Annotated in this window: 13 protein-coding genes; 9 read left to right on the top strand and 4 right to left on the bottom strand. The window is 59.0% G+C overall.

Annotated elements, in window-relative coordinates; translation table 11 throughout:
* Positions 1 to 13: 13 nt before the first annotated feature.
* The 4 genes from phhA to hppD form a co-directional block, all read right to left on the bottom strand.
* Positions 14 to 859, bottom strand: coding sequence for a phenylalanine 4-monooxygenase (gene phhA / locus HF327_RS06685; RefSeq protein WP_169107520.1), 846 nt, complete (start codon positions 857 to 859; stop codon positions 14 to 16).
* 53 nt (positions 860 to 912) lie between these two features.
* Entirely contained in the window at positions 913 to 1,878 is a 966-nt protein-coding gene (locus HF327_RS06680) for a Bug family tripartite tricarboxylate transporter substrate binding protein (RefSeq protein ID WP_328701762.1), read from the bottom strand.
* A gap of 131 nt (positions 1,879 to 2,009) precedes the next feature.
* Positions 2,010 to 3,041 (bottom strand): Bug family tripartite tricarboxylate transporter substrate binding protein, encoded by a 1,032-nt coding sequence (locus HF327_RS06675; protein WP_169107490.1) that lies wholly within the window; start codon positions 3,039 to 3,041, stop codon positions 2,010 to 2,012.
* 304 nt (positions 3,042 to 3,345) lie between these two features.
* A complete protein-coding gene (gene hppD / locus HF327_RS06670; protein ID WP_169107489.1) occupies positions 3,346 to 4,467 on the bottom strand; it encodes a 4-hydroxyphenylpyruvate dioxygenase in 1,122 nt (373 codons plus the stop codon).
* A gap of 219 nt (positions 4,468 to 4,686) precedes the next feature.
* Between hppD and HF327_RS06665 the strand changes: the two genes are divergently transcribed.
* The 9 genes from HF327_RS06665 (at position 4,687) to HF327_RS06625 (ending at position 13,368) form a co-directional block, all read left to right on the top strand.
* Positions 4,687 to 5,169: an Lrp/AsnC family transcriptional regulator gene (locus HF327_RS06665; protein ID WP_099735618.1), complete on the top strand. Its 483-nt coding sequence runs from the start codon at positions 4,687 to 4,689 to the stop codon at positions 5,167 to 5,169.
* 149 nt (positions 5,170 to 5,318) lie between these two features.
* Entirely contained in the window at positions 5,319 to 6,041 is a 723-nt protein-coding gene (locus HF327_RS06660) for a GNAT family N-acetyltransferase (protein WP_169107488.1), read from the top strand.
* Positions 6,042 to 6,277: 236 nt separating this feature from the next.
* Positions 6,278 to 7,159 (top strand): HlyC/CorC family transporter, encoded by an 882-nt coding sequence (locus HF327_RS06655; protein WP_169107487.1) that lies wholly within the window; start codon positions 6,278 to 6,280, stop codon positions 7,157 to 7,159.
* A 66-nt stretch (positions 7,160 to 7,225) separates the two neighbouring features.
* Positions 7,226 to 8,866: an apolipoprotein N-acyltransferase gene (gene lnt, locus HF327_RS06650; RefSeq protein WP_169107486.1), complete on the top strand. Its 1,641-nt coding sequence runs from the start codon at positions 7,226 to 7,228 to the stop codon at positions 8,864 to 8,866.
* 218 nt (positions 8,867 to 9,084) lie between these two features.
* A complete protein-coding gene (gene fabA / locus HF327_RS06645; RefSeq protein WP_099735623.1) occupies positions 9,085 to 9,609 on the top strand; it encodes a bifunctional 3-hydroxydecanoyl-ACP dehydratase/trans-2-decenoyl-ACP isomerase in 525 nt (174 codons plus the stop codon).
* Positions 9,606 to 10,829, top strand: a complete 1,224-nt coding sequence (fabB, locus tag HF327_RS06640) for a beta-ketoacyl-ACP synthase I (RefSeq protein WP_169107485.1) — start codon at positions 9,606 to 9,608, stop codon at positions 10,827 to 10,829. Before fabA ends, fabB begins: the two co-directional genes overlap by 4 nt.
* An 85-nt stretch (positions 10,830 to 10,914) precedes the next feature.
* Complete coding sequence (locus tag HF327_RS06635) at positions 10,915 to 11,499, top strand: D-glycero-alpha-D-manno-heptose-1,7-bisphosphate 7-phosphatase (protein WP_169107484.1); 585 nt, start codon at positions 10,915 to 10,917, stop codon at positions 11,497 to 11,499.
* A 121-nt stretch (positions 11,500 to 11,620) separates the two neighbouring features.
* Positions 11,621 to 12,367: a lysophospholipid acyltransferase family protein gene (locus HF327_RS06630; RefSeq protein ID WP_169107483.1), complete on the top strand. Its 747-nt coding sequence runs from the start codon at positions 11,621 to 11,623 to the stop codon at positions 12,365 to 12,367.
* 20 nt (positions 12,368 to 12,387) lie between these two features.
* Positions 12,388 to 13,368: a M48 family metallopeptidase gene (locus HF327_RS06625; protein ID WP_169107482.1), complete on the top strand. Its 981-nt coding sequence runs from the start codon at positions 12,388 to 12,390 to the stop codon at positions 13,366 to 13,368.
* Positions 13,369 to 13,382: the final 14 nt, after the last annotated feature.

Below are 13,382 nucleotides of genomic sequence, written 5' to 3'. Positions count from 1 at the left end.
AATGACTTGTTTTTTAGAGTAGCTGTTCACCTGCCAGCAACTCCTTGGCACCGACGGTTGGCTGCAGGCGCAGCTCCTCATACAGCGGTGCAAATTCGGTGTTGGCCAGAGCGAGCAGTTGCTGCATATCGTCGATGACGAAATAGGTCTGCTGGTAGGTGTCGATCTTGTAGAGAGTGCGCATGGTGCGCTCCAGCTGCAGCGGCAGGCGGTGCGGCTGAGGGCTGTTGACGCTGTATTCCAGCTCGCCGACCGAGCTCAGAATGCCCGCACCATAGGCGCGCACGCCGCCATTCTCACGAATCAAGCCAAACTCCACCGTGTACCAGTACAGACGCGAGAGCATTTCGCAGGCACCCAGTTCGGCGGCCTTCAGCCCGCCTTGACCGTAGGCCTGAATGAAGTCGGCCATGACGGGGTTGAATAGCAGAGGCACATGACCGAACAGGTCGTGAAAGATGTCGGGCTCGACGATGTATTCAAACTCCTCGGGCTTGCGAATCCAGTCCGTGACGGGGAACTTGCGCTGGGCCAGCAGCGAGAAGAAGGGCACCTCGGGGATCAGCCCCGGCACACCCACAATCTCCCAGCCCGTGGCTCTGAACAGGCGATCGTTGATCTCTTCAAAGCGCGGAATGCGCTCTTTGGCACCCAGCGAGGGCAGGGCGTCAATGAAATGCTGGCTGGCGCGGCCTGCCAGCAAGGCGGACTGGCGCTCGTACAGGCGGTGGTAAGTGTCGTGGTCGGCCTCGGTATAGGCGGCGTAGTCCTGCGTGCAGGTGTAGTCGGCATGGGCGCGTGTGTAGTCGCCACGCGGTGGGCGGTCGGATTGGCCGTAGACAACAGGGGCTTGTCCCATCATGTGCTCCTTTTTGTAGAGGTCTGGCTAAACCACCGCCCGCAGGTGACGACTTAGCCTGCCTTGATCTTGGTTGCGCTGATCAAAAACTGAAATCTTCGGTTCTCGCGCTTCACAAATTCTGAAAACTCAAGCAGTCGCATGTTTTCCTGGGCAATGCCCATCTTGCGGTACTGGCTGCGGTATTTCGGGTCATTCAGTGCGGCCTGAAACGCCTCTGCGTACTTCTGGGCGTCCTTGTCAGGCAGGCTGGCTGGCGCAAACACGCCAAACCAGGTGGCCACATCAAAGCCCGGCACCGCTTCGTTCATCGGTGGCACATTGGGCAGGGCAATATTGGGCGACAAGGTGGTGACGGCCAGCGGGACCAGCTCGCCCGATGCGATCAGGGGCAGGGCGGAGGCAAGGTTGTCAAAGACCACGTCTACCTCGCCTTTGAGCAATGCTTTCTGGGCGGCAGATGCGCCCTCGTACTGCTGGTTGCTAATACGCAGGTTGGCCAGCGTCTTGAACATCTCACCCGCGATGTGGCCAATGCTTCCGTTACCCGCTGCGCCCAGTTTCAGGCCATTGGGGTGGGCTTTGATATAGGCCACCAGATCGGTGGTGTTTTGCAGTTTCAGCTCGGCTGCACGGGCCTTGGTGGTGACCAGTACGTTCGGTACGCGGGCAACCAGAATCAGGGGCTTGAAGTCTGTGTTGACGTCATAGCTCAGAGCCTTGCCCAGATGCGGGAGCACGGCATGGGTGGCGACGGCACCCATGACAACCAGATTTTGCTGGGGCTGAGCCTTGGCGATGAGATCGACGCCTGTCACACCCCCTGCTCCGGGCTTGTTCGTGACGGTGATGGCACCCAGGTTTTGTCGGGCACCTTCGGACAGCAAGTGCGCTGAGGTATCGAGAGGGCCGCCAGCAGGATAAGGGACGACGAAGGACAGGGGCTGGGCCGCGTTTTGGGCAAAGGCGCTAAAAACGGAAGCAGAGAGCAGGGCAGCAAGCAGTAAGGGACGTTTCACAATGGTTTCCGGGAAAAATAGCCCCACCGAGGGCCTCCGGAAGTATAGAAACGCAGAGGACAGCGAAATCCCTGCAGGCGGAATATATTCCGCCGCGTCAGTAAAGGCTTGCGTCGCTTTGGCTTGCGGCGTCAGGGGATCAACTGATGGGCCTTGAGAACCTTGCCGTAGTAGCTGTGCTCCTGCTGCAAAAAACGGGCGAAGTCCTGCAGGCGCAGGTCCTCGCGAATCACGCCCATGGCGTCGAAGTATTCCTGCACCTTGGGCCTTTGCAGCGTCTGTGCAAAAGCGTCTGACCAGCGCCTGGCCAGTGCATCCGGTATGCCGGCTGTGGCAAACACGCCAAACCAGGTAGGCAGGCTCAGTCCCGGCACACTGGCTTCCAGGCTGGGCACTTGCGGCAGCACGGCCAACGGTGAGCGCGCAGTCACGCCAATCGCCTTGAGGCGACCGGCGCGCAGATGAATCAGCGCCGAGGCAATGTTGTCGAACATCAGATCGGCTGACCCGTCTAGCAGTGCCGACAACGCCGGACTGGCTCCGGAAAACGGCAGATGCTGCAGCGGCACGCGGGTGAGTGCCTGAAATAGCTGGCCCGCAATATGGCCGATGCTGCCGTTGCCCGCTGAGGCATAGCGCAGGGGTTGCCTGGTTTTGCTCATGAAGCGCAACAAATCGTCGGGCGTGTAGATGCGCCATTGCATGGCCAGATCGGCGCGCATGACCAGTACATGAGGCATGCGCGCCACCATGGTGAGAGGCTGAAAATCGCGCAGCGGGTCGTAGGGCAGTTGCGGGTTGAGCCAAGGCAGGACGGCATGGGTGGCCACCGCGCCCATCAGCAGCATGGGCTCGCGAGCCCCTGCTCTGGCCACCATGGCGGCACCCTTCGCCCCACCGTCGCCAAGCACATTGAGCACCTGAATGGAGCCCAGCGTCGTGGTCTCCGCCGCCAGCTTGCGCGCTGAGCGATCGAGAGGTCCACCTGCTGCGTAGGGAACGACCAGAGACAGCTCGCTCTTGCGGCGGCTGGTGTTTGAGGGAAATTCCCCATGCACCCCGGCGGCTAAAGCACTGGAAGCTACTAAAGATGTAGCGGTCGTAGCGGCCAGCCTGAGGGCCTGGCGTCTTGAAACACTGGTTGCTGCAGCAGGCAACTCCATTCCCGTCGCTCTGCAGGCTTGTGAGGCAGTGGCGGGTGGATGAGGGTGCGGCACGTTGGCTTTCAGGGCGTTGATCAGCGCTGCAGCGGGCCGGTGTCACCTGTGGTTTGACCACAAATGCGGCGATGCAGCATTTGTAAAAGTATAGATATGAAAAATGTAGCGGATATGGTCCGTTTGATCGTTGGTGGCGACCGGGCAACAGCACCTCGCCCCAGTCTGCTGCAGGGCGGCTGGCGCAGGCAGAAGAGCTGGGGTGGATGCTGAACATGGCTGTATTGCCGGTGTGATGGCCGTGGCGGGCTCAGCTCTTGAGCACGCCGCGGCGCATCTGGTCGAGCTCCATGGTCTCGAACAGCGCCTTGAAGTTACCTTCGCCAAAGCCGCTATTGCCCTTGCGCTGGATGAACTCGAAGAAGATGGGCCCCAGTTGGTTCTCGCTGAAGATTTGCAGCAGCAACTCGCCCTGTGCGCCATCCACCAGAATATTGCGCGCCATCAGCTCGGGCACAGGTTCTTGCAGATTGGGGATGCGCTTGGGCAGCAGCTCGTAATAGGTCTCGCTGGTGTTGAGCAGCTTGATGCCGTTCATCTGCAGGCCATCTACCGTGTCGTACAGATTGGTGGAGCCCAGCGCGATGTGCTGAAAACCCTCGCCGTGGTACATGTCCAGATATTCCTGAATCTGGCCGGCCTTGTCATTGCCTTCTTCGTTGATGGGTATGCGAATCTTGCCGCAGGGGCTGGTCATGGCCTTGCTCTTGACGCCCGTGGACAGGCCTTCAATATCGAAGTAGCGAATTTCGCGGAAGTTGAAGATGCGCTCGTAGAAATCGGCCAGTCCGCTCATGCGGCCCCGGTAGACGTTGTTGGTCAGGTGGTCGATGTAGGTCAGGCCCAGGCCTTCAGGATGCAAGTCGGCACCGGGCAGGGGCTCAAAGTCCACGTCAAAAAAGCTGATGTTGCCCAGGTCGCCGTCCTTGGCGCCGTTCTTGCCGCGCCATTTGTCGATGAAATAGATCAGCGAGTCGCCAACGCCTTTGATGGCGGGAATGTTCAGCTCGCCTGGGGCGGCCTGTTGGGCATAGCCCCAGGCCCCCAGCGAGGTGGCGCGCTCATAGGCAAACTTGGCATCGTCAACACGAATGGCAATGGCGCAGACGCTGGGGCCGTGCAGCCGGGCAAAGCGCTGGGCAAAGCTGTCAGGCTCGGCGTTGATGATGAAGTTGATCTCGCCCTGGCGGTACAGCGTCACATTCTTGCGGCGGTGCTTGGCGATGGCAGTAAAGCCCATGCGCTCGAACAGAGCGCCCATCGCAACGGGATCGGGGGCGGCATATTCGACGAACTCGAAACCGTCCGTACCCATGGGGTTGTCCCAGGTCTGGAAGTTGCTGGGGGTGCTTTGTGGCAGGGCTGCGTTCATGGCGGGGTCTCCATCCGATAGGGGGTCAACACATGAAGAACAGGTGTCGAAGGATGGATTCACTGTAGGGCAGAGCATGAACAGCCTTCATGCAAAAATACGGTAGTCGCCACCACTTGAATGCATGAAAATTGCGAGAAATATTGATTTCATGCAATTTAAGTGGATATTGCGGGTTAACCCCGAACAAAAACTGCGATATTTTTATAATCTGCCGCCATGAGCCCTACGCACACCATCGACAAACTGGACAAGGCGATTTTGCGCCGATTGCAGGCCAATGGCCGAGAAACTTATGACGTTATCGGCGAGCAGGTCGGCCTGTCCCCCAGCGCCGTGCTGCGCCGGGTTAAACGCCTCGAAGAAAACGGCGTTATCGACCGCTATGTCGCACTGGTGCAGCCCGAAAGTGTGGGCCTGGGCTTGACGGCTTACATCAACGTGCGCTTGGAAAAGTACACCGAAACCAGCAAGCGCAACCCCATGGATCTGTTTCGCGCCAGCGTGCAGACCTGGCCCGAGGTGGTGGAGTGCGTGTCCCTGACCGGTGAGATGGACTATTTGCTGCGCGTGGTGGTGGCCGACATGCAGCATTACAGCCGTTTCATCATGGATACCCTGCTCAAGCATCCCAGCGTGCAAGATTGCAAGACCAGCTTTGTGATGGACAGAGTCAAGGTCACAACGGCGGTTCCCCTGTAGAGTGCAAGAAGAGGTGGCGTCCTTCATACGGACCATGGGCTAGCCAAAAAATGGCGCTAAGGTGTTGAATTAACGCAAAATCCTTACAAGATTGTTGCGATGCAATATGGAGCTTGTGATGATTCGGGTTTTTACCTATATTTCATGCCATGAACCTCCCCAAAGACTGGTTGAAATCGCCCTGGCAGGCCAGCTCCGGCTGGCTGCGCGTCATGGGTAAGTCCCATAGCGCCGAGCGTCGCTCGCCGTCCTTGGTGCCGATTCGCTCGTTGAGCCCGCGCCACCGCGATCGCATTACCAAGCACCTGCTCAAGCTCGATGCGCGGGACCGCTATCTGCGCTTTGGCTATGCGGCCAACGATGAGCAGGTGGCGCGCTATGTGGAGCAGTTGGACTTTGAGCGCGACGATATCTTCGGTATCTTCAACCGCCGCCTGGAGTTGATCGCCATGGCCCACTTGGCGTTTGCGGGTCACCCGGAGTACGAGAAATGCGCTGAATTCGGTGTTTCCGTGCTCAAGACGGCACGCGGCAAGGGGCTGGGCGCGCGTCTGTTTGACCGTGCCGTGCTGCATGCACGCAGCAAGAATGTGAGCATGATGTTTATTCATGCGCTGTCCGAGAACACGGCCATGCTTAAGATCGCACGCAATGCAGGCGCGACCGTCAAGCGTGAAGGCTCGGAAGCCGAAGCCTATCTGGAGCTGCCGCCTGCCAACTTCGAGACCCATGTGAGCGAGCTGGTGACCGAGCATTTGGGCGAGATGGACTACCAGCTCAAAAAACAGGCCGTCAACTTCTGGAGCTTTCTGGCCGGCGTGCAGGAAGTGCGCAAGGGTGTGCAGGAAGGCCGCCACAAGTCGGGCGAGTAAGTCGCCTCGGCACCTGATGTCGATTGCACCGAAAATCTGCAGCAGTGTTCGAGTTTTGAAGGCTGAAATGCCTCAAGCCCAATCCAGAAAAGCGTAAGCAGCTATCAAAAAAGTGATAAAACTGCGCCGACTGGAATATTGGGGCATGGCTTTTGTGCCGTCGCAAGCTTGTTGTCATCACAATCCGTTATTCTTGGTAGCTTGTTTGACTACCGCACGTCCTGCACTCCAAGACAGTGTCTGACCCCCATCATTCGCGACTTCCTGAGAGGGAAGACAAGCGAAGCTTCCTGCAAAAGGTGGCTGAGTTCATCCATCCGGCTCCGGAATCAACCGATGAACTGATCGAAACCCTGGCTGAGGCCGAAGACAACCAGGTCATCGGCACCGAGTCCCGCGTCATGCTGGAACGCGTGATTCGCATGGCCGATATGAGCGCCGGCGAGGTCATGGTGGCTGCGCCACGCATGGATCTCGTCAATATTGACGCGCCGTTTGAAGAAATCCTGCACCAGGTCATCACCACGGCCCACTCGCGTTTTCCGGTGTATCAAGGCGAGCGCGAGAACATCATTGGCATTCTCCTGGCCAAGGATTTGCTCAAGCTGCAGCGCTCTCCGACCCTGAATATCCGCGCTCTGGTGCGCCACGCCGTGTTTGTGCCCGAGAGCAAGGGGCTCAACGATTTGCTGCGCGAGTTTCGCGCCAACCGAAACCATCTGGCCATCGTCATCGACGAATTTGGCCGCGTGGCGGGCTTGGTGACGATTGAAGACGTGCTGGAAGAAATCGTGGGCGAGATCGAAGACGAGTTCGACATCCCCGAGGATGAGGGCGACATCTTTGCTTTGGCTGACAACAGTTACCGCGTGGCGGGCGATGCAAGCGTCGAGCATGTGAGCGAGGAATTCGAGACCACGCTGCAGGCCAGCGACCCTCATGAGCATTTCGACACCATTGGCGGCCTGATTGCCCATGAAGTCGGCCATGTGCCCAAGCGCGGAGAGCAGATTCATCTGGGCGGGCTGGAGTTCACCGTGCTTCACACCAAGGGCGGCGCGGTGCGCTGGTTCAAGGTCGTGCGCGATCCATCGCCAGACAGTCTGGTGAAGAACTGATATCCCTTATCCTTGAACACACCCAGCCACCCGGTTGGGTGTTTTTGTTAGAGCCTGTCTATTCTTATGACCACCACCGCTTCCATTGCTAAGACCCTCGACGCCAAGCCCCAGGGCTGGATGAGCGGGCTTTTGATGCTGGTCGCGGGCGGCTTGCAGGCCTTTTCTCTGGCCTGGCCCTGGGCGCGCGGGCAGGGCGATGGGCTTCTGACGCTGGTGGGCGGCTATGGTCGCCCTCTGTGGTGGCTGCAGATTCTGTCGCTGGCCGTGCTGGTTCATGCATTGCTGGCGGCGGGCACTGCAAGGCAGGCCGCAGGCAGGGCGTGGCTGTTTGGTACGGCATGGCTGGCCGCTACTTTCTGGTGGTTGTTTATCTCCATGCACACCTACGGTGGTCTGGCAGCACCGCTGGCTGTGGCTGCGGTGCTGGCTCTGGCTGCGTTTTTGGGGTGTTATTACGCCATTTTTTCTTGGTTATTTAAGCGCCTATTTCATACACAGCATGCACTGACAGCTATGATTTTTGCTGCCTTGTGGACGCTGGCCGAGTTGGCGCGTGGCTGGCTGTGGACAGGCTTTCCCTGGGGGGCTGGCGGTTACGCCCATGTAGAAGGTCCGTTGGCCGCGCTGCCGCGCTGGGTGGGTGTTTACGGCACCGGTTTTGTGGCTGCCTGGATTGCGGCCTGGCTGGCCATGCTGCTCTGGCGCTGGCAGACGCAGCAGCGCGTGCTACAGCTCAAGCCTGCAGCGGCAAGTGTTGCAGCCCTGTCTCTCGCCTTGGGCGGCCTGTGGTGGCTGCGCAATGACGCCGTTGATGCCCCCAGTCCGCAGCCTGGCATGAGCGTGGCATTGCTGCAGGGCAATATTCCACAAGACGAAAAATTTGAAATGGGCTCTGGTGTGGTGGATGCGCTGCGCTGGTATGCCCAGCAGCTGCATGACGCCAAGGCTCAGCTGGTGGTAGCGCCTGAAACGGCTATCCCGCTGCTGCCCCAGCAACTGCCCGCAGACTATATGGACTTTGTGCGCCAGCCGTTTGTGGGTAAAAACTCCCAACAGGCCGCGCTGGTGGGTATTCCGCTAGGTGACTGGGACAAGGGCTTTACGAATACGGTGGAAGGCTGGCTGCCCGGGCAGGCCCAGCCTTATCAGTACGACAAGCACCATCTGGTGCCGTTTGGCGAGTTCATTCCACCCATGTTCCGCTGGTTTACTGAGTTGATGAACATTCCGCTGGGCGACTTCAATCGCGGCGCTTTGGGTCAGCCATCCATGAACTGGGCGGGCGAACGTTTGTCTCCCAATATTTGTTACGAAGACTTGTTTGGCGAAGAGCTGGCAGCGCACTTTGGCAATGCCGCCACGGCCCCCACAGTGATGGTCAATCTGAGCAATATTGGCTGGTTTGGCGATTCGGTGGCCATTGACCAGCATCTGTCTATCAGCCGCATGCGCTCTTTGGAGTTTGAGCGCCCCATGCTGCGCGCCACCAATACAGGGGCCACCGTGATCATCAACCACAAGGCCGAGGTTGTCAGCGCGCTGGCACCCTTTGACCGGGCGGTGCTGCAAGGCGAGGTGCAGGGGCGAGACACTCTGACGCCTTATGCGCGCTGGGTACATGCGCTGGGGCTGCTGCCTTTGACGCTGCTGTGTCTGGCGGTCTGTGGCTTTGCGTGGCGCAGGAATCGAAGCGCAGAAGATTGAATTCCATGGGGGAGTTCCCCATGTGGGATAAGCACTTCTGTCATCAGGCCTTGCCGTATTTGTGGCAGAGTTTCGATCCAGATAACGGGTATTTTGTCTCGGGTATGGCGGCAGCCTTGATAATGCCGGGTTATGTGCGCCCGTGTGGGCGTAGACCCACCCACCCAAATATAGAGTAACGGGTAGCTTGCACAGGCTGCCGTGGAGCAATTGAAAGAATGGCTGAATCTTTTTCCTACGAACAATTGATCGCGTCCGGCGAAGGCAAGCTGTTTGGCGCTGATAGCGGACGTCTGCCCCTGCCTCCCATGCTGATGTTCGATCGCATCACGCATATTGATGAAGACGGCGGTGAGCACGGTCTGGGAAAGATTGTGGCCGAGCTGGATGTGAACCCCGACCTGTGGTTCTTCAAATGCCACTTCCAGGGCGATCCCGTCATGCCCGGTTGCCTGGGCTTGGATGCCATGTGGCAGCTGATCGGCTTTTACCTGACCTGGCTGCGCCTGCCCGGCAAGGGCCGCGCTCTGGGTGCGGGCGAAGTCAAGTTCACCGGCGAAGTGGGCCCGGACGTCAAGTTGGTGACCTACGAAATCAATATCAAGCGCGTCATCAAGCGCAAGCTGAACATGGCCATTGGCGATGCACGCCTGCTGGCTGACGGCAAGGAAATCTACGTGGCCAATGATCTGCGCGTGGGTCTGTTCCTGCGTGAAGACGGTGCCAAGGGAACGCCAGCATGAGCAAGAAGCGGGTAGTGATCACCGGCGCGGGCATTGTCTCGTGCATTGGTAATGACCTGGCAACGGTGGAGACCTCGCTGCGCGAAGGCCGCACCGGTATCAAGGCCATGCCGAAGTTCACCGAGCTGGGCATGCGCTCGCAGGTGGCCGGTATCCCTGAAATCGATATCGAAGCACGCATTGACCGCAAGCAATTGCGCTTCATGGGCGATGCTGCAGCATACTCGCAGATCGCTCTGGAAGACGCCATCAAGCAAGCGGGCCTGACGCCTGAGCAGGTGAGCCATCCCCGTACTGGCCTGATCATGGGCTCTGGCGGCGGCTCGCCAGCCAACCAGATTGAAGCGGCTGATACGCTGCGTGAAAAGGGCATCCGCCGTGTCGGACCCTATCAGGTCACGCGTTGCATGAGCTCTACCGTGTCCGCCTGCCTGGCAACCAATTTCAAGGTCAAGGGCATCAACTATTCCATCACCTCGGCTTGCTCTACCTCGGCACACTGCATTGGTGCGGCCGCGCAGCAGATCGCCTGGGGCATGCAGGATGTGATGTTTGCCGGCGGCGGCGAAGAGCTGTCTTGGGGCATGTCCCTGCTGTTTGATGGCATGGGAGCCATGTCCAGCAAGAACAACGAATCGCCCGAGAAGGCTTCGCGTGCCTACGATGCCAACCGTGACGGTTTCGTCATCGCGGGCGGCGGCGGTGCTGTGGTGCTGGAAAGCCTGGAGCATGCCCTGGCGCGTGGTGCCAACATTCTGGCTGAGGTGGTCGGTTTCGGTGCTACCAGCGACGGTGAAGACATGGTCGCACCTTCGGGTGACGGTGCCATTGCCTGCATGCAGCAAGCCATGGAAACCATCGATGCACCCATTGACTACATCAACACACACGGTACATCGACCCCGGTGGGCGATATGCAGGAAGTGCGCGCCATGCGGGCGCTGTTTGGTGACAAGGTGCCTCCGTTCTCGTCCACCAAGTCGCTGACCGGTCACTCGCTGGGCGCCACCGGCGTGCAGGAGGCCATTTACTGCCTGATCATGATGAACAAGGGCTTTATCGCCGGCTCCGTGAACGTGGATACCCCTGATCCGCTGCTGGGCGATATGCCTCTGGTCACTCAGACCCGTGATGCCGAACTGAAGACCGTGCTGTCCAACAGCTTTGGTTTTGGTGGCACCAATGCTTCCCTGGTGCTCAAGCGCTGGGAAGGCCAGTAAGCTCTGTAGCCTTGATCGCCAGCCCGCTTGACCTCAAGGTAAGCGGGCTTTTTTGTCACCAACGTCACTGACCATAGCCTCCTTCATGAAGATCGCAATTCTTGACCGTGATGGCACCTTGAATGAATGGGGTGCGCAAGGCTTTATAGGAAGCCCCGATGAATGGGTGGCGGTGCCCAGCGCGCTGGAGGCGGTTTCGCGCCTTAATCGCGCAGGCTGGCATGTGGTGGTGGCGACCAATCAACCGGGGCTGGGGCGCGGGCTGTTTGATGTGATTGAGCTCAACGCCGTGCACGCCAAGATGCAGCGTGAGCTGGCGGCCGTGGGTGCCCGGGTCGAAGCCGTATTTTTTTGCCCTCATGCCCCCGATGAAGACTGCCTTTGCCGCAAGCCGGGTGCAGCCTTGTTTGAGCAGATTGCTGACCGCTATGGTGCGGAAGGCCCGGAAATCTGGGCCATTGGCAGTGGTGTAGAGCATTTGCAGGCCGGCAAGGTGCTGGGTGCGCATCTGGTGTTTGTGGAATCCACAGCCAGGCCTGTGTCCTGCGATGATGTCAATCTGCCAGAGGGCAGTGAGCGTTATCCTGATTTGGAGGCCGTGGTCAACATGCTGCTGCCGCTCAGCGATGGTGAAGCTTCCGCCACCGATTCAGCGCCTGCCTCCCATTGATTTCAGGTTTCAGGTCAAAATAGTCTCAACCGCTTGAAAGATCAGCGCAAGCTGCTATGTTTCTTGCAGATTTTTGAGCCCCATTAACGGGTGCCTGCCCTCCAGCTTTTCGATTGCCGTCATGTCCCTGATCCGTTCAGTCCTCCACATGCTGTGGATGGTCGTCACCGTCATCCCCTACACCCTCGCTGTGCTTTTGACCAAGTGGGTCAGCGGTTCATCCGCCAAGACTTATCGCGTGGCCCGTGCTTGGCTCAAGCTGTCGGTGGACAGTGCCAAGGTCATTATGGGAATTCAGTACCGGGTGCAGGGCATGGAGAACCTGCCAACCGATCCCAAGCAAGGCGTGGTTTTGCTGGTCAAGCACCAGTCCACGTATGAGACCTTTTTGATGCCTGCCATCATGCCGCGCCCACTGGCCTATGTGTTCAAGAAGGAGCTGCTCAAGGTTCCATTCTTTGGCTGGTCTATAGGTGCTCTGGATATGATCCACATCGACCGTGCCCAGCGCTCGCGCGCTTTTCACAAAGTGGTAGAGCAGGGCAAGCGCCTGCTCGATCAAGGTACCTGGGTCATCATGTTTCCCGAAGGGACACGCATAAAGCGCGGCGAAAAGGGGGAATACAAGACCAGTGCCACGCGTCTGGCCATCATGACGGGCGCGCCTGTGGTGCCCGTTGCCGTGACTTCAGCCAAGTGCTGGCCACGCAAGGCTTTCATTAAGTCGCCCGGTGTGGTTGATGTGTCCATTGGTCAACCCATTCCTTCCGTTGGCCGCAAGCATGATGAGCTGATGGCCGAGGTGGAAGCCTGGATTGAGGCCGAAATGCAGCGTCTTGACCCTGAGGCTTACGCTCAGAAAAGTTAACCAGTTGCAGAACCTGATCCATGTCCACCGGCGATAGCTTGCAGCAAGCTTGGCAATGGCTGACGCCGCCTGCCGTTGAGGACGGGCAGGGCGGCTTGATCCCACGCAGGCGCTTGCGCAGCACGGGGGTTAATGCAAGTCAGGCTGTGCTTGATTTTGAGAAAAATACGGCTCAACCGCTTGCTGATAGAGCAGTAGATGCTATTGATTTTGCAGAGGATGCACCGCCAGCGCAGGCGGCTTTGCCTGTGCACCCCGGAGCTAGTCACAGCGCGCAGCTACAAGGGCGTAGCGTGGCTTACTTGCTGCGCCGTTCAGCGCGCCGCAGCATCGGCTTTAGTGTGGGGGTGCAAGGCCTTGAGGTCACAGCGCCGCAATGGCTGGGCATGGGGGATATCGAATCTGCGCTTCAGACCAAGGCCGACTGGATTGTGCGCAAACTCCAGGAGTCGGGCCAGCGTCAGCAAATCAAGAACGAAGCCCGCATCTTCTGGCAAGAAGGTGGGCTGCTGGGCTATCTGGGTCAACCCATGGCGCTGAGGCTGACAGGTGACGCAGCGAACCCTTTGCGCACCCGGCAAACCCATAGAGAACAGGCGGCGGACGGTGCGCAAAATCTGCACTTGCCGCTTACCGTCCAGGCATCTGCAGCGCAGATTCGCGCCGCCGTTCAGGCCTGGATTTTGCGGGAAGCCCGTACCCATTTCACCGCGCGCATGCTGCACTTTGCCGGTCAGATGGATGTGCGCTGGACGGCGCTGCGGTTGAGCAGTGCCAGCACGCGCTGGGGCAGTGCCACTAGCGGTGGCATCATCCGGCTGAACTGGCGGCTGATGCAGCACAGCCCGCAAATCATTGACTATGTGGTGGTACATGAGCTGGCGCATCTACACCATATGGATCACAGTCCGCAGTTCTGGTCCGTGGTAGAGCAGGTTCTGCCCGACTGGAAGCAGTTGCGCAGGTCATTGAGAGACAAGCCGCTTCCCGCCTGGGAGTAGGCAGGGTGTCGCGG

It is taken from the genome of Comamonas suwonensis, from assembly GCF_012844455.2.
Lineage (GTDB): Bacteria > Pseudomonadota > Gammaproteobacteria > Burkholderiales > Burkholderiaceae_C > Comamonas > Comamonas suwonensis.
The sequence above is the reverse complement of the archived record's forward strand: the minus strand, read 5'-3'. Positions and strand labels throughout refer to the sequence as shown.